The organism is Sediminibacterium soli, from assembly GCF_009939225.1.
Lineage (GTDB): Bacteria > Bacteroidota > Bacteroidia > Chitinophagales > Chitinophagaceae > Sediminibacterium > Sediminibacterium soli.
Genome location: NZ_JAACJR010000008.1, coordinates 1350388 through 1367646 on the forward strand (window position 1 = coordinate 1350388; position 17259 = coordinate 1367646).

Annotated in this window: 15 protein-coding genes; 3 read left to right on the plus strand and 12 right to left on the minus strand. The window is 51.9% G+C overall.

The annotated features are described in order from the left end of the window. Nucleotides 1–33: 33 nt before the first annotated feature. On the plus strand, nucleotides 34–369 hold the full coding sequence (locus GWC94_RS12925; RefSeq protein WP_161835429.1) for an MmcQ/YjbR family DNA-binding protein: 336 nt from the start codon (nucleotides 34–36) through the stop codon (nucleotides 367–369). Nucleotides 370–476: 107 nt separating this feature from the next. Here the strand turns inward: GWC94_RS12925 and nth are convergent, their stop codons facing one another. The 7 genes from nth to GWC94_RS12960 form a co-directional block, all read right to left on the minus strand. Beyond that, nucleotides 477–1130: an endonuclease III gene (gene nth / locus GWC94_RS12930; RefSeq protein ID WP_161835832.1), complete on the minus strand. Its 654-nt coding sequence runs from the start codon at nucleotides 1128–1130 to the stop codon at nucleotides 477–479. Between the two features lie 123 nt (nucleotides 1131–1253). Next, nucleotides 1254–1487, minus strand: a complete 234-nt coding sequence (locus tag GWC94_RS12935; RefSeq protein WP_161835430.1) for an anti-sigma factor — start codon at nucleotides 1485–1487, stop codon at nucleotides 1254–1256. Between the two features lie 112 nt (nucleotides 1488–1599). After that, a complete protein-coding gene (locus GWC94_RS12940; protein ID WP_161835431.1) occupies nucleotides 1600–1902 on the minus strand; it encodes an FtsB family cell division protein in 303 nt (100 codons plus the stop codon). A 133-nt stretch (nucleotides 1903–2035) separates the two neighbouring features. After that, the gene (eno, locus tag GWC94_RS12945; RefSeq protein WP_161835432.1) at nucleotides 2036–3328 is read right to left on the minus strand and encodes a phosphopyruvate hydratase; all 1293 of its coding nucleotides are present in this window, start codon (nucleotides 3326–3328) and stop codon (nucleotides 2036–2038) included. Nucleotides 3329–3601: 273 nt separating this feature from the next. Further along, complete coding sequence (gene gldA, locus GWC94_RS12950) at nucleotides 3602–4510, minus strand: gliding motility-associated ABC transporter ATP-binding subunit GldA (protein WP_161835433.1); 909 nt, start codon at nucleotides 4508–4510, stop codon at nucleotides 3602–3604. A 149-nt stretch (nucleotides 4511–4659) separates the two neighbouring features. Then, nucleotides 4660–4905, minus strand: a complete 246-nt coding sequence (locus GWC94_RS12955; protein WP_161835434.1) for a DUF6814 family protein — start codon at nucleotides 4903–4905, stop codon at nucleotides 4660–4662. A gap of 61 nt (nucleotides 4906–4966) precedes the next feature. Beyond that, on the minus strand, nucleotides 4967–6502 hold the full coding sequence (locus GWC94_RS12960; protein ID WP_161835435.1) for an MFS transporter: 1536 nt from the start codon (nucleotides 6500–6502) through the stop codon (nucleotides 4967–4969). 342 nt (nucleotides 6503–6844) lie between these two features. Here GWC94_RS12960 and acs point away from each other — a divergent pair, with 342 nt between their 5' ends. After that, the gene (gene acs / locus GWC94_RS12965) at nucleotides 6845–8770 is read left to right on the plus strand and encodes an acetate--CoA ligase (RefSeq protein ID WP_161835436.1); all 1926 of its coding nucleotides are present in this window, start codon (nucleotides 6845–6847) and stop codon (nucleotides 8768–8770) included. 112 nt (nucleotides 8771–8882) lie between these two features. Here acs and GWC94_RS12970 read toward each other — a convergent pair whose 3' ends face one another. From GWC94_RS12970 to GWC94_RS12980, 3 genes are all read right to left on the minus strand, one after another. Beyond that, nucleotides 8883–9590 carry an MIP/aquaporin family protein gene (locus tag GWC94_RS12970; protein WP_161835437.1) on the minus strand — a complete coding sequence of 236 codons (708 nt, stop codon included), beginning with the start codon at nucleotides 9588–9590 and terminating at the stop codon, nucleotides 8883–8885. 45 nt (nucleotides 9591–9635) lie between these two features. After that, nucleotides 9636–11135: a glycerol kinase GlpK gene (gene glpK / locus GWC94_RS12975; protein ID WP_161835438.1), complete on the minus strand. Its 1500-nt coding sequence runs from the start codon at nucleotides 11133–11135 to the stop codon at nucleotides 9636–9638. Nucleotides 11136–11273: 138 nt separating this feature from the next. Continuing rightward, nucleotides 11274–12845, minus strand: a complete 1572-nt coding sequence (locus GWC94_RS12980; protein ID WP_235918532.1) for a glycerol-3-phosphate dehydrogenase/oxidase — start codon at nucleotides 12843–12845, stop codon at nucleotides 11274–11276. 201 nt (nucleotides 12846–13046) lie between these two features. On the opposite strand from GWC94_RS12980, the gene GWC94_RS12985 reads away from it, so the two are divergent. Next, entirely contained in the window at nucleotides 13047–13811 is a 765-nt protein-coding gene (locus GWC94_RS12985) for a DeoR/GlpR family DNA-binding transcription regulator (RefSeq protein WP_161835439.1), read from the plus strand. Nucleotides 13812–13864: 53 nt separating this feature from the next. Here the strand turns inward: GWC94_RS12985 and GWC94_RS12990 are convergent, their stop codons facing one another. Both GWC94_RS12990 and GWC94_RS12995 read right to left on the minus strand, forming a co-directional pair. Next, on the minus strand, nucleotides 13865–15127 hold the full coding sequence (locus GWC94_RS12990) for a DUF1501 domain-containing protein (RefSeq protein WP_161835440.1): 1263 nt from the start codon (nucleotides 15125–15127) through the stop codon (nucleotides 13865–13867). 33 nt (nucleotides 15128–15160) lie between these two features. Next, complete coding sequence (locus GWC94_RS12995) at nucleotides 15161–17167, minus strand: DUF1800 domain-containing protein (protein ID WP_161835441.1); 2007 nt, start codon at nucleotides 17165–17167, stop codon at nucleotides 15161–15163. Between the last annotated feature and the right edge of the window lie 92 nt (nucleotides 17168–17259).

The following is a 17259-nucleotide window of genomic DNA, read 5'->3' on the forward strand; positions in this document are numbered from 1 at the left end:
GGCGCAACAACAAATGTTTACTAATTTTGTGCCATGGACATTGAACAGCTGAGGGAATATTGTTTAAGCAAACCCGGAGTGGAAGAAACCTTTCCCTTTGGTCCCGACACACTTGTGTTCAAGGTAAAGGGCAAAGTGTTTCTGCTTACCGGACTCGACAGTTATCCCATGCGATTCAATGTTAAATGCGACCCCGACAGGGCCGTTGAGCTGAGGGAAGAATACCCGCAGCAGGTATTACCCGGCTACCATATGAACAAAACACACTGGAACACCATCGTTGCCGACGGCAGGCTGAACGGGAACCAGCTAAAAGCATTCATCGATCATTCCTACGAACTGGTGGCAGCACCCAAAAGAAAAAAATAGTTGTACGCTCTGCGAGCCTATGCACCTCCTGCGTCTCTGCGGTGAATAATTGGCATTCTTTTACCGCAGAGACGCAGAGAACAATCCGATAATCCGCCAATCAACATTCACCCCTTATTTACCACCTGTTTTTTATAATACACACAGATCTCCCGCAGCCCGCATTCGCCGCATTTGGGATTACGCGCCAGGCAGATATACCGGCCGTGTAAGATCAGCCAGTGGTGGGCTTTATGGACCAGTTCCTTCGGGATATGTTTGATCAGTTCCTTCTCTACGGCAAGCGGCGTGGTCAGTTGTTGGTCTACCAGTCCCAGCCGTTTGCTTACCCTGAACACATGCGTATCCACCGCCATATTCGGCTGTTCATCGACCACGCTGGTGATCACGTTCGCGGTTTTGCGGCCCACACCCGGAAGTTTGATCAGCTCCTGCACCGTCATCGGCACTTCACCCTGAAAATCGCTGATCAGCATATTGGCCATACCGATCAGGTGTTTGGTTTTGTTATTGGGATAGGATATGCTTTTGATATAGGGGAACAGCTCCTCGAATGTTGCATCCGCCATTTTCTGCGGCGTTCCGAATCTGGAAAAAATTGCCGGGGTGGTCTGGTTAACCCTTTTGTCGGTGCATTGTGCAGACAGTATCACCGCCACCAGCAGCTGAAAAGGATTGTCGTAGATCAGTTCCGTTTCCGCCTCGGGTATATGGGTCTGGAAAAAATCGAGTGCGTACCGGTATCGTTGCTTTCTGGTCAGAAGAAAAAATTAAAGATTTTCGAAACGCTAAATTGAGGAAAATTGCCGAGGAACAGGAGGTTGGGATGGCATGCGTAATGGCTCTGCCGGCCGGCTCGCCCAAACGGTTTCAACCCTGTCTCTTCAATGCTTCCTGCCCGGGTTGCCCTGGGCATGGCGCATAACGGCTTTCAGCGATTGTTTGGAAGGCGATAGCAGTTTGAGCTTGTCCAGCTGCCTGAGCGTACGGCGAAGGCGTTCTAAGTTATCCTGCAGGGTAATATCTTCTTCCAGGGCCTGCTCGATCCGGGCCTGCAGCGCCGGTGAACATTCCTGGTACAGGTATAGGATAAGGTCCTCTTCTTTGATTTTTTTCATAACACAATCCCGCCCATCGTCAGAGGAATGAGGCGTTTTATTAAAACGGGCTTTGTGTCTGATTATTGTTGCCTGCCCCTGCCTGCCGGGGCCCAACGATTTTGCCTGTATTTTATTTTTTAACGGCCGAAGAATCTTCGATAAGGTAGATATCCTCCCCCTCTTTTTTCATGAGGTAATGCTCCCGGGCAAATTTTTCCAGGGCGGCGGGATTGTTCTGCAGATCATCCAGCTCTTTACGGGCTTTTTCGATCTCCTGAACATAATACTGTTTCTTGGTTTCCAGCTTTTTCAGTTCCGCTGTGCGCTCCCGCTGCTGAAAAAAATCCCTTTTGTCAAAAAATAGCATCCACACAATAAAAAATGCCGATACCAGCAGGTATTTATTGGTGAGGATGGACAGGATCTTTTTCATACAGTAAAACTAATGCGTGTATGTTTTCCGCAAAAAGAAAAGTAATCAACAGCTGGGGAGAACCGCAGGCCTGAGACGCCAGGCGTCAAATCTGAGACGTGAGCTTTCGTCTCACGTCTCAGATTTGACGATGCTATTTTTTGCCGAATTTGATCTTTCCCTTCGGATAGATCGCTGTTTCGCCGAGCATTTCCTCGATACGGATCAGCTGGTTGTATTTGGCAATACGGTCTGTACGCGAAGCCGAACCGGTCTTGATCTGCCCACAGTTAAGCGCAACGGCCAGGTCGGCGATGGTGGTGTCTTCCGTTTCACCGCTGCGGTGGCTCATAATGGTATTGTAGCCATTATGCTGCGCCAGCGATACCGCATTGATGGTTTCGGTAAGCGTACCGATCTGGTTCACTTTTACCAGCAGACCGTTGGCGATATCCTTATCGATGCCGGTCTGGAGCCTGGTTACATTGGTAACGAACAGGTCGTCGCCCACCAGCTGGCATTTGCTGCCAACCGCATCGGTCAGTGATTTCCAGCCATTCCAGTCGTCTTCCGCCATACCGTCTTCGATGGAAATAATGGGGTATTGCTTCACCCATTTCTCCCAGAATTTCACCAGTTCATCGCTGCTTACGGCTTTGCCGCTGCTCTTGTGGAATACGTATTTTTTCTTCTTGGCATCCCATAATTCGCTGTTGGCGGCATCCATGGCGATAGCGATCTGCGAACCGGTCTTATAGCCCGCGGCGGTGATGGCCTCGAGTACGGTTTCGATGGCTTCTTCGTTGCTCTGGATATTGGGGGCAAAACCGCCTTCGTCGCCCACATTGGTGCTGAATCCTTTTTTCTTCAGTACGCTTTTCAGCACATGGAATATCTCCACACCCCAGCGAAGACCTTCGCTGAAAGACGAAGCGCCTACCGGCATGATCATGAATTCCTGGAAATCGATCTTGTTATCCGCATGCGCACCGCCGTTGAGGATATTCATCATGGGGATGGGCAGTGTTTTGGCATTGGTGCCGCCGATATAACGGTACAGGGGAAGACCGGCTTCCTCTGCCGCCGCTTTGGCAACTGCCATGCTTACCGCCAGCAGCGCATTGGCGCCCAGTTTACCTTTGTTCGGTGTGCCGTCGAGAGAGATCATCATCTCGTCGATAGCGGCCTGCTGACTTACATCGAATCCCTGTATCTCTTTGGAAATGATATCGTTAATATTTTTTACCGCTTTCAATACGCCTTTGCCGGCATACTGTTTCTTATCGTTATCACGCAGTTCCACCGCTTCATGAATACCGGTGCTGGCGCCGCTGGGAACGGCTGCGCGGCCGAAAGCGCCATCGTCTGTCAGTACATCCACTTCCACGGTAGGGTTACCGCGACTGTCCAGAATTTGCCTTGCGTGTACTTCAATAATGTAGCTCATGGTTGTTTGCTTGTTTGGTTAGGGTTTATAGGAGCCGCAATTTACGGAATTGGATGGATGGGGAATGTGTTATTTTAACATGATCCGGGGATTGGTGGACCTGCCTGCCGGCGGGCCGATTGTGTGGATTGGCGGATTATATGTTCGAAGTGCGCAATCCAATTGCATTGACCGCTTCAGTCCCATCCATCCTGGTATAGATAATATATTAATTTGGAACAGCGTCCGCGCCGTTGTTGGTCGCATGACAACTACTATTCTGACCAACAACAACTATTTTTTTGTGAGTGACCGGAAAATATCCTCCAGATTATGCTTCTCCGAATGAAGCGAAACGATATTGAGGTTATGATCTATCGCCAGCTGCAGCAATTGTTTTCTTACGTTTTCCGGATCATTTGTTTGGAGTTTCCAGTTACCGGGGGCGGGCTGGTCGATATGTTCGATAGATGCGATGTTATTATGCAGCAGGCCGATATCGATCAGTTCATGGAACTGCACGGAAACGATATGGTGATCGCGTTTGCCTTTCTGGAGATTGGCAAGCGTATCGTCTGCCACTATATTTCCCCGGTCGATAATGATCACACGGTCGCAGATGGCTTCCACTTCCTGTAAAATATGAGAGGAGAAAAGAACGGTCTTGTCTTTTCCCTGCTGTCTGATCACATTTCTTATCTCTACGATCTGGTTGGGATCGAGACCGCTGGTGGGTTCATCCAGGATCAGCACTTCGGGGTCATGGATCAGCGCAGCGGCCAGTCCTACCCTTTGCTTATATCCTTTCGACAACTGTCCGATCTTCTTTTTTGATTCGATGGTGAGTCCGGTCAGTGAGATCAGTTTTTCAACAGCGGCTTTCTTATCGGCAATACCATGGATACCCGCAATAAACCCCAGGTATTCCCGCACATACATATCGGTGTACAACGGGTTTGCTTCGGGCAGGTAGCCGATCTTCTTTTTAACGCTGATGGGATCCTGCTTCACATCAATGCCGCCAACAATAACCTGTCCCGCATCCGCCTGCAGGTAGCCGGTGATCATTTTCATCGTCGTGCTTTTTCCCGCACCGTTGGGTCCCAGAAAGCCTACGATCTCTCCCCGGTCTGCGGTAAAGGAAATTTGATTGACAGCTTTCTGTTCGCCGTAATGTTTGGTGAGGTTGGAGATGGAGATCATGGAAGTTGAAATTCAAAAGTCAAAATTCAAAATTCAAAAACGGTGCGGGCCGTTTTCAGTGGCGAACCTGCCTGGCTTCCAGGCAAACGGATTTGCGGGTCAAAAGTCTGTATTTAACCCATAGGTTTGCTGACAAGGCTGTTAAAATTTCAGTGCAGCAGTTCTTCTGAATTTTCAGGAAGATGATCATACTCGCCTTTCAGCGCATACCAGCCAAAGATGGTGAACCCAATGGCAATCGGAATAAATACCACCACGAATACGCCCCACTGGATTTTGGTATCGAGCACCGGTTTCTTTGCAATCTCGGAAGCCGCGGTCTGTATCAGGTAATAAACGGCCACCGGCCCGAGCAATACCCATAAGATGCCTGCAATACGTTTGATCTGGTTCATACTGGTTGGGTCTGGATTTATTGGTTAACAGTTCGGGTTCTTTTTTTTGCGGTCCGATCATTTAATCATCGATCCGGCTGTCGATGCGGTTATTAATGTACAGCACGCCTATCACAAGACATAATCCCCCCACAATGATCGGGTACATCAGGCCAACAAGCTTGTCAGCGGTATAAATGGTTGTCAGCAGCGTTGCGATAAACGGCGTTAAGCCTCCAAACACACCGTTGCCGATATGGTATGGCAGCGACATCGAGGTATACCGGATCTTCGTCGGGAACAGCTCCACCAGGAACGCCGCTATCGGGCCGTATACCATGGTCACATACAGTATCAGCACAAAAACAATACCCACAAACAACCAGTAATCCTGCCCGCCGAGTGTGCGCATGGTTGCTGTAACAGGAGGCAGATCGGGTTTTTCGCCATACAGCGCCTTATCGAATGCATAGTGCCTGGTGACCAGCAATGAGCCATCGGCATAATATTTTTTTTCTGTTACGGTATGAATGGCATCGGCCGGGTATTTTGTGGTTGCCAGGCTGCTGCTGTCCACCGATCTTTTCTCCACCAGTTCCAACTTACCGGATTCATCAACTGCAGTAAGCATTTTGTGGAACAGCGGTTTGTAGGTAACGATCGCCAGCAACATACCACCCAGCATGATCCATTTACGGCCGATCTTGTCGCTCCAGCTTCCGAATACAACAAAAAAAGGTGTGGCGAATAAAATCGCCCAGATCAGTATGGTGCGCGACTGGTCGAAATCCACCTTACATACGTTCTCGATAAAGGACTGTGCATAGAACTGACCGGTATACCACACCACCCCCTGGCCCATGGTTGCACCAAACAGCGCCAGTAATACCATTTTGAGGTTGGCCTTATGCCCAAAACTTTCTTTCAAAGGATTAACGGAGCGCGTGCCGCTTGTTTTGAGTTTCTCAAACAGCGGCGACTCTTTCATCTTCAGCCGGATATAGATCGATACCACCACCAGCAATATCGAAACAAGGAAAGGAATACGCCATCCCCAGTCGTTGAATTTGGCGATGGACTTCGCCTTGTCGGCATCGAGGCTATGTCTTGTCAGCAGGATCACCCCCAGCGATACAAACAAACCAAGCGTTGCCGTGGTCTGTATCCAGGAAGTGAAGAAACCGCGTCTGTGCGCGGGCGAATGTTCGGCTACATAAGTGGCCGCACCCCCGTATTCGCCGCCAAGCGCCAGGCCCTGTATCAGCCGCAGCAACAATACCAGTACCGGCGCGGCAAAACCGATGGAATCGTATCCCGGTATCAACCCTATCGCAAAAGTGGAGCCGCCCATCAGCACAAGGGTCAGCAGAAAAGTATACTTACGCCCGATCATATCGCCCAGCCGGCCGAATACCAGGGCCCCGAAAGGACGCACGATAAACCCCGCCGCAAATGTGGCCAGCGTGGAAAGCAATGCAGCGGTGGGATTTGTTTTAGGGAAGAACTGGCTGGCGAGTACCGTGGCAAGACTGCCGAAAATGTAAAAATCATACCATTCAATCAGTGTGCCCAGCGACGAAGCGCCGATCACTTTCCAGATACCCTTGGTTTCTTTCATCTGTTGGTCTTTGTTGGTTTGTTTGCCGGAGGAGATGGCCCCGGTGAACTTTATCTCACCAAAATCAGCATCCCCCCGCTGTCGGCCTTCCCGGCTCATGGTACAACCTATGCAAACGGTTGTCAAACTACGTGAAACCGGGGGAATAAACAAGAGAGTATGGCTATATTTACCGCTCAAATTGATTCAGGGTTGAATCGGAACATGGTTGCATTGTTACATTTACCTGTTACCAACGCCCCCCTTCAGGCGCCACCCAACAATGCAACCATATAACCATTCAATCCCGCTCATTTTCAAATTCTCAAACCCGCCTGCCGGCGAGGCAGGTTATCAAATTTCATGTCCCACCCCTACCAGATACAATCGTTCGACGAGTACAAAGAGAAATACAGGAAAAGCATCGAAGATCCCGCGGCGTTCTGGGCGGATATTGCACAGCATTTTCAGTGGCGGAAACGCTGGGACGCCGTACTGGAATGGAATTTCCGTGAGCCGAAAATCGAATGGTTCAAAGGAGGCAGACTGAATATTACGGAGAACTGTCTCGACAGGCATATCGCCGAAAAAGGCGACCAGCCCGCGCTTTTGTGGGAGCCCAATGCACCCGATGAACATTCCCGGACCCTCAGCTATAAAAAACTGCTGGAGAAAGTATGCCAGTTCGCGCATGTTTTAAAGAACAATGGCGTGAAAAAAGGCGACCGCGTTTGTATCTATATGGGTATGATACCCGAGCTGGCCATTGCCGTACTGGCCTGCGCAAGGATCGGGGCGGTGCACAGCGTGGTGTTTGGCGGTTTTTCGGCGCAGAGTATCGCAGACCGTCTGGCCGATGCCAAAGCCGAATTCATCGTTACCTGCGACGGCGCTTTCCGGGGTGCAAAAGACATCCCGCTGAAGAACGTGATCGACGATGCGCTGATCGGCAATACAACCGTAAAGCGTGTGATCGTATGCACACGAACCCGCACACCCGTTTCCATGATCAAGGGAAGGGATATATGGTGGGAAGAAGAGATGAAACGGGTGGAAGAGCAGGGCCTCAATTTTATCGAAGCCGAAGAAATGGATGCGGAGGATTATTTATTCATCCTCTATACTTCGGGTTCAACCGGCAAACCCAAGGGTGTGGTGCATACCTGTGGCGGTTATATGGTATGGGCCAACTATACCTTTATCAATGTTTTTCAGTACCAGCCCGGGCAGATCCATTTCTGCACTGCCGATATCGGCTGGATCACGGGGCATACCTATATCGTGTACGGTCCGCTCAGCGCAGGCGCCACTTCGCTGATGTTTGAAGGCGTGCCCACCTGGCCCGATGCCGGCAGGTTCTGGGATATCATTGAAAAATACAGGGTCCATATTTTCTATACCGCACCCACGGCCATCCGCAGCCTGATGGGTTTTGGAACCGAGCCGTTGGCAGGAAAAGACCTTTCCTCCATAAAAGTGCTCGGCACCGTGGGCGAGCCCATTAACGAAGAGGCCTGGCACTGGTACGACGAGCAGGTGGGAAAAAAAACGTCTCCGATCGTGGATACCTGGTGGCAAACAGAAACCGGCGGTATACTGATCAGTAACCTGGCAGGCATTACACCCGCCGTGCCCAGCTGGGCCACGCTGCCTTTACCCGGTTTGCAGATGGTACTGGTTGACGAGAACGGCAAAGAGATCCTGGCAGAAGGCGAAGAAACCGTTTCGGGCAATCTCTGTATCAAAGCGCCCTGGCCCGGCATTCTGCGCACTACCTACGGCGATCACGAAAGATGCCGCACCAATTATTTCGCCACCTATGAAGATCTTTATTTTACAGGAGACGGCGCACTGCGCGATAAAAACGGATTTTACCGGATCACCGGACGCGTGGATGATGTACTCAATGTAAGCGGACACCGTATAGGCACCGCCGAAGTGGAGAACGCGATCAACATGCATGCAGGCGTGGTGGAAAGTGCGGTGGTGGGCTATCCGCATGATATCAAAGGACAGGGTATTTATGCCTACGTGATCTTTTCTGAAAGTGGGAAAAAAGAGGAGGAACTGACTAAGAAAGATATTCTCCAGACGGTAACCCGCATTATCGGCCCCATTGCCAAACCCGATAAGATTCAGTTCGTGAGCGGCCTGCCAAAAACAAGAAGCGGCAAAATCATGCGGAGAATCTTACGCAAGATCGCCGAAGGTGAAGTAAGCAACCTCGGCGATACCTCCACCCTGCTCGATCCGGGCGTGGTTGAGGAAATAAAGAACGGCAGGCTTTGAGAGAACGGGAACAATAGAACAGATGAACAAGGAATATCGAATGTTGAAATAAGGAGGAATGAAAATCTCACTTACTTCGACATTCGATATTCCTTGTTCGATATTCGATATTCTATACAAGCGCCTGATACGTCAGTGCGGCCAGGATGCCGCCGATCACCGGGCCGAGTACGGGTATCCAGCTGTAGTTCCAGCCGGAGGGGCCTTTGGATTTGAGCGGAAGGATGGCGTGCATGATGCGCGGACCGAGGTCGCGGGCCGGGTTGATGGCATAGCCTGTGGGGCCGCCGAGAGAAAGACCGATACCAAGCACCAGCAGGGCAACGGGAAGGGCGTCGAGCGCACCCAGGCTGGCGGCGGGGCCGGTGATGAACAGCGCACCGAATACAAGTACAAAAGTGCCAATGAGCTCGGTAACCAGGTTGGACATGTTTGAGCGGATGGCAGGCGATGTGCAAAATACAGCCTGGGTCAGGTCAGTGTCGGAGGTAGCATCGAAATGTTTTCGGTAACTGATCCAGACAAGCAAAGCGCCGGTCATGGCGCCCAGCATCTGGCCGCCGATATAAGCGGGCACCTGCGCCCAGCTGATTTTATTTATTGCGGCAAAAGCAATGGATATGGCAGGATTGAGATGCGCGCCGCTGGCTTTACTGGCAATATACACCGCCACAAAAACGGCGATACCCCAGCCAAAGGCAATCACCAGCCAGCCGCTGCTGTTGCCCTTGGTTTTGTTAAGCACCACGTTGGCAACAACACCATTGCCCAGTAACACCAGCACGGCGGTTCCGATAAATTCGCTCATGAATACAGACATAGCAATAAATTTTGGTTTGGAATATACTTCGTTATTTCGATAATATTATACTTCATCAGCCTGAAATGCCGCAGCGGCGTTGATCGCTTTCTTCCAGCCATCGGCTTTTTTCTGTACCGCTTCCTTTGGCATTTCGGGATGGAATGCCCGGTCCTGCTGCCAGTAGCCCTTTATCTCATCGAGGTCTTTCCAGAAGCCGATCGCCAGTCCGGCAAGATAGGCGGCGCCCAGGGCGGTTGTTTCGGTGATCACCGGTCTTACCACCGTTGTCTGCAACAGATCGCTCTGAAACTGCAGCAGTTTGTTGTTGATGGTGGCGCCGCCATCCACTCTCAGCTCGCTGATGGTTACGCCCGCATCCGCTTCCATGGCATGCAGCACATCCATTACCTGGTACGCGATGCTTTCCACCGCCGCTTTCGCAAAATGACCCGCCGTGGTACCGCGTGTAATACCCACAATGGTGCCGCGTGCATGCTGGTTCCAGTAAGGAGCGCCCAGCCCGGCAAAGGCTGGAACCATGTATACGCCGCCGTTATCCGGAACCGATTCGGCAAGCGCCTCCACTTCCGATGAATGCCGGATGATGCCCAGCCCGTCGCGCAGCCATTGTACAACGGCACCCGCAATGAACACACTTCCTTCCAGTGCATACTGTACTTCGTTATTGATCTTCCAGGCAATGGTGGTTACCAGGTTGTTCTTGGATGCAATGGGTTTGCTGCCTGTCTGCATCAGCATAAAACACCCTGTGCCGTAGGTATTCTTTACCATACCCGGCTGCACACACATTTGCCCGAACAGGGCAGCCTGCTGGTCGCCGGCCATACCCGCCACCGGTATGCGTGCACCGGTAAGTACATCTTTGGTATATCCGTATACCTCGCTGCTCGACCGCACTTCCGGAAGAACGGAAACGGGTATGTCAAACAGCTCCAGCAGATCGGTGTCCCATTGCTGTGTATGGATATTGTACAGCATCGTACGCGAAGCATTCGATACATCCGTCACATGCTGTTCACCCCCGGTCAGCTTCCATACCAGCCAGGTATCGATGGTTCCGAAACAAAGCGCTCCGGATGCGGCCAGGGCACGGGCCCCTTCTGTATGATCGAGTATCCATTTGAGTTTGGTGGCCGAGAAATACGCGTCGAGTATCAGTCCGGTTTTTTCCTGTATGATACCCGCTTTGCCCGAGGCCCGCAGTTCGTCGCAATAAGCCGCGGTGCGTTTGTCCTGCCATACAATGGCATGATACACCGGCTCGCCTGTGAGCTTATTCCATACCACGGTTGTTTCACGCTGGTTGGTAATGCCGATGGCTGCAATATCCTGCAAGGTAAGCCCTGCCTTGATCACGGCTTCGGTTGCAACAGACAGCTGCGTATACCATATTTCGGATGCATCATGCTCCACCCAGCCGGTATTGGGAAAATGCTGTGTAAATTCTTTTTGCGCAACGGCAACCACCTCACTTTTCCGGTTAAAAATAATAGCGCGGGAACTGGTGGTTCCCTGGTCGAATGAGAGAATAAATGAAGACATAAACTGGCAGGCTTTATCGTATAAATATATGTTTTTAAGCAATCGGCGCACCGGCAGGCTTGGCAACCCTGCACCGCAGGGATTCCTGAACGAAGCAGCGGCGCCTGCACACATCATCAATGCATAACACGGAACAGCTTAGTTCAAACGGTAATGCGCGGCAAGCGTTTCAAAAGCGGCCACCTGCTGGTTGATCCAGTTCCCGTCTTTGTGCAGCACATCGGCCATGACTTCGGCCACCGGCCGTGCAATGCGTATGCTTTCTTCCGCGTCCAGCAGCAGGGTGCGGGTACGGCGGGCAAGCACATCCTCCACCGTTCTGGCCATCTCGTGTTCAACAGCCCAGCGTACCTGCGCTTCGTGCACATACAGTTCTTTGCTGAGCCACCGGTCCTGGTGTGCGTTCATGGTTTCTTTCAGCTTATTGAGGTCAGATCCATAATAATACAGCGGATCCTTCCTGTCAGCCGCATTATCCGATCCGTGGATAGGAAGCGAGGCCGTGGCCGTTGGCAGCCGCTGCCAGCCCAGTTCTTTTTCCACGCGACCGATCAGGTCTTCTCCCATCTTGCGGTAGGTGGTCCATTTACCGCCCAGGATGGTGAAGAGCTGCGAGCCGGATACGATGATCTTATGGCTGCGCGATATCTCCTTGGTTTTCTTTCCTTCTCCCTGCGATGCGGCAAGCGGACGCAGTCCGGCAAATACGCTTTTCACATCAGAACGCTGCGGCTGTTCGCTGAGGTAGGCGCCGGCGGTCTGCAGTATAAAGGTGATCTCTTTCTCCAGGGCCACCGGCTCCAGGCTGGCATGTTCAACCGGTGTATCGGTGGTACCCACCACCAGTTTATCGTGCCAGGGTACGGCGAACAGCACACGGCCATCGGCCGTCTTAGGTATCATCAGCGCGTGGTCGGAAGGAAAGAATTTCCTGTCGAGCACCAGGTGCACGCCCTGGCTTACCCGGATGGTTTTGTGTGCAGCGCTGTTATCCATCCTGAGGATATCGTCCACAAACACGCCCGTGGCATTGATTACTGCTTTTGCCTTCACTGTGTATACGGTGCCGGTTTCGGTATCTGTTGCGGTAACACCGGATAGGCGGTTCCCCGTTTTCAGTAAACCGGTTACCGCCATGTAGTTGAGCGCGCAGCCACCTTTCTCGAAAATGGTCTGCGCCAGGTTTATCGCCAGCCGGGAATCATCAAACTGCCCGTCGTGGTACGATACGCCGCCGAGCAGTCCCTCTGTTTTTACACCCGGCATTTGTTTCAGCGCTTCACCGCGTGCGATAAACCCCGAAGGACCCAGGCTCATACGACCGGATATCCAGTCGTACAGCTTTAGCCCGATGGTATATTTAAGCCTGTCGGACAAACTGTAAACGGGGATGATGAAATGCTGGTTACGCACCAGGTGCGGAGCGTTGCGGTGCAGCAACCCTCTTTCGATACTTGCTTCCCGTACCAGGGCAATATCGCCCTGCGCCAGGTAGCGCACCCCCCCATGTACCAGTTTGGTGCTTTTACTGGAAGTGGATTTGGCAAAATCCGACTGTTCGAGCAGCAGGGTCCTGTACCCCTTGGAAGCCGCTTCCAGTGCGGCTCCCAGCCCGGTGGCGCCTCCCCCGATGATGAGAATATCCCACTCGTAAGCAGGATCTGCCAGTTGTGCAAGCCATCGCCCGCGGTTCATATAGGTATCTGTCATGATTGCATTGCTTTGCTTATTTTTATCAATATGAAACCAATTGAAACAAAATAAAATTCAAAATGAAAATATAAAACGATTTTTATATTTAAAAAGAAAGGATTAAAATAATTTTGAAAAGGATTCGAAATATATTCTTCCGTAACCGTAACCATTTACTTTCCAGATAATTAGCCTTATTTTTGAGAACAAGCTCCTGCCATGAGTAACCTTACCTCCCGCCATGAACAAATACTGGAAAGGCTGAAAAAACAAGGCTCTGTGGCAGTATGGGACCTCTGCAAGGAATTGAAAGTTTCCTCGGTTACCATACGAAAAGACCTGAAACTGCTGGAAGACAAACACCTGCTTTACCGCACCCATGGCGGTGGCACGTTAAAGAATCCGTACGCCAGCGACAGACCGGTGAACGAGAAGGAAAAAATCAATGTAACCGAAAAAGAAAGCATTGCCAGGGCGGCGGCGGCGCTGATTGAGGCGAATGACAGCATCATCATCGGGTCGGGCACAACGGCGCAGATGGCGGCCGCACATATCAAACCGCAGGGCTCGCTTACCGTGATCACGGCGGCGCTGCAGGTGGCGGCGGCGCTGATACACCATCCCGATACAGAAGTGCTGCAGCTGGGCGGTATGCTGCGCAAGAGTTCGGTATCTGCCACGGGACTGTACGCGGAAAAAATACTCGAAGACTTTTCCTGCACCAAATTATTCCTCGGCGTTGACGGTATCGATGTGGAATTCGGTCTTACCACCACCAATGCCGCCGAAGCGCAGCTTAACAGGAAGATGCTGCAGGTGGCGCAGAAAACCATCGTGCTTGCCGACTCCTCCAAATTCGGCAAACGCGGCTATGCCCGTATCTGCCGCCTCGAAGATGTGCAACAGGTGATCACCGATGCCGGTATATCCGAACATACGGTAAGCGTATTAAGGGGCATGGGTATTGAAGTAACGATCGTGTAAGAACGGGATGAGCCGATTCTTGTAAATCCGGTATACCTTTTTTTATCAACCCCCTACACCGTTTTCATAATCTCCGCGCTTTGCCCTTCCCAGGAGGGAAATAATTTGCGGTTGTTGCTGATGCCCAGGTGGCGGTTGGCCACGGCGCTGAAAACAGAGCGGAAATCCGTGCTCACGGGCAGATCGCGGCCATCTTCCAGGTCCTCTTTTGCCAGTGTTTTGATATTGCTGTACACTTTGCCGCCCTTCACATCATTACCCAACACAAACAAACAGCTGGCCCTGCCATGGTCGGTGCCGCCGGTGCCATTCTGGTGCGCGGTGCGGCCGAATTCGGTCATGGTCATTACGGTCACATCGTCCTGCCAGGCACCCATGTCTTTCCAGAATGCGGCTATGCTGTCGCTGAAATCCTTAAGGTTGCGCGCCAGCGCACCGTTGGCAGTTCCCTGATTGAAATGCGTATCCCATCCGCCGCTTTCGGCAAACGCCACTTCGAGACCGATGTTCATCTTGATAAGGATAGCAATCTGTTTCAGGGAATTGCCCAGTGCTGTGTTAGGATACGCCACGCCGGCTGCAGGCTGGTAATTTTTGATATGGTTCAGGTTCAGCATCTTCATGGCATCAAAACTTTCCCTGCCCGTTTTATTGAGTATCTGGCTGGAGGTTTGATCGTATAACTGTTCGAAAGACCTGGAAGCGAGACCGGAGGCAAAGGGATTACCGCGCAGCTGTATCGCAAACTCCTGCAGGTTGTTGATGGCAAGAGATTCCTGGTCGCCATACAAACTTCTGGGCATGGCGCTGGTAATACTGACTGCCTGGAACGGCGAAGCATCGTGTCCTGTCAAACCCACCGCCCTGTTGAGCCAGCCGCTCGGGGTGCTTTTACTGAACGGGGTTCCGCTCTCCATATAATCCTGCGCATCAAAATGGCTCCGGGTATTGTTGGGACTGCCCACGCCGTGCACAATGGCCATCCTGCCCTCTTTAAAAAATGGATCGAATGCGCCCAGGGAGGGATGCAGCCCGAATTTTCCGTCGAGGTCTATCATAGCGCCTTCGGTCTGCGCCGGACTCATATACAGGGTAGGACGCAGCAATTTCAGATTGGGATCAGAAAACGGACTTACGGCCATCAGTCCATCCATAGCGCCGCGCTGGAAAATGCAGACCAGCGTCTTTGTTTTTTTATACGGAGCCAGGATCTTGCTGCTGCCCGCAGCGCGCGCGATGAACGAAGGCACACCGCCAAGTCCTGCTGCAAACAACGCCATGGCGCCTGATTTCATAAATGCTCTGCGATCGGTCATAACAGGTATTTTGTTGTATCCGTGAATACAGGTTTACTTTCTTTGAAATTCCGGTGAGCCGATGATGATGCCCGTAACCTGGGAAACCGTATTAACATTACCCGCCACATACAGGGTGGTAACAGGCAGGTTTTTTTTACCCAGCGCGGCTCTCTGCATGGCCCTTGCATTTCTGCGGCCGGGCACAGGCGCTGCGGGTTCGTTCTGCATGTCTGTTTGCATGGTGCCGGCGGCGACACCGGGAACAGGTGTTTTGTCTGCCGCCGCGTTGATCTTCTGCTCAAGGTTCACATCCCGCACCATGGCTGTCAGCCGTCGGATATTATCTTCCTGGTCGCGCTCGGGCAGCAGCAGCCGGCTGTAGGTGGTTAAAGCGGCTTCGGCGCTCTCTGGCTCATGGTTATCGTTCAGCGCTGCCAGGTTGATCCTTACACCGGGTATCTTCTGCGTGGCAAAAGCCAATCCGAAATTCATCCTGTTCAGCAAAGAACCGGTGTTGATCCAGTAACTGGCGCGATCGGGGAAACCGGTGGGCGCCTGGTAGAAATAAAAACGCTGGCCCATTTTCGTACACCAGTTGTATATCTCAAACGGCTGCACGATATCGGCATTGGTGGCGCGTATGGCGCTGATGGCAAGTTCAAAAGGCGATTTCACTTTTTCGCGCAGCGATTTTTTCTCCCAGAATTCCGGGCTGTTCACCATCGTGATCAGAACGGTTTTGATATTGCCCTTTGATGTCAGGTAGGCGTCTGCCATCCGGTTCACCAGTGCAGCAGAAGGCGTATCTGATACAAACCGGGCAGCCAGTTTGGCGCCGATGAATTTTGCGGTGGAAGGATGGTTGGCCAGCAGGTCAAGCACTTTCATCCCCTCTTCATAACCGCCGTTGGCGGGAAACTGGCGGCCGAGTATGGTTTTTGGATTCTCATTGTGTTTGTCGCCGCGAAACAGGAAGTCGCCCTCACGGATAAGACCGCGCCGGGCCAGTGCGGCAGGCGGTGTATTCTCCATCAAACGCGTACCCGGACCATCCTTATACATCGGCGCAACACCCCAGCCGGTGAGCGCCCGGGCCAGTTCCGTTACATCGGTCTGTGTATAACCGCCGTCCACCCCCAGGGTATGCAGTTCCATAATCTCGCGGGCATAGTTTTCGTTCAGTCCCTGTGTTTTCCGGTTTTTGACAAACTGCTGCATTACCTGCGAGCCGGCCCTGGTGCTGTCTTCCGCCATATCCTGCATGCGTTTGCGGAGCGCGTTCACAAAAGCGCTCTTCTCCTGTTTGCGCGATAATTCATTTTCATTGCTTACGCTGGTGGCATTATCCAGGTACTCGAGCATGGCAGGATGCTTGGCAGTGGCTTCGAGCAGCTTTTCAAAATTGCCCAGCAGGTTCGGACGGATCGCGTCCCGCTCATACGTCATCACAAACTGCTGGCACTGTCCCTTGGTCAGTGATACATTGAAATGGTTGAACCAGAAATCCGTAAGCACTTCCTGCAGCTGGTTCTCTCCATAGGCGGCGCGGATCACTTTCTGGTTAATCAGCTGGCGCTGCAGTTCCTGCGGCAGTTTATACCCCTGCTGGTCCATGATCATCTTAAGCTGCTGCCGGTATTCGGGTTTATCGAGGTTTTTGACGGAGTCCCTGTTGAGCAGGTTGTTCTTTGCGGCAATGCGTATTACCTGGCCGGCATTGAGGTAGGTGTTTACAATGTCTTCGTTGCGCATGGCCAGCGCATCGTATCCCTGCAACCGCCGGCTCACCGCGGTATCCGGCTGTGTGGTGTTCAGTTGCTGGTCGAGCCATTTTTCAAGACCCATATCGGCCACCTGCTTTATCTGACCCGGTGTGGCGCCAAAGCTGAACCGGCTTAACAGGTGCGCCGCCGCCTGTTCTCTGCTAAGACCCATTTTTTTATACGGCAGACTGATCTTTGGCTCCTGCGAAGTATCGGTGCCGGTACCTGCAAAAGCAAAAAAAGCAGCGGCAACGGATAAGCCGGCAAAAATTTTTATCCTCCGGAATACATGCATCGCGGTGTATTTCTGCTATGGATGGATGAAAAAGGAAATGGTTTAATGAACTTTAACAAATTCCGGGGTGAAAAAAAATCGCCACAGATTAC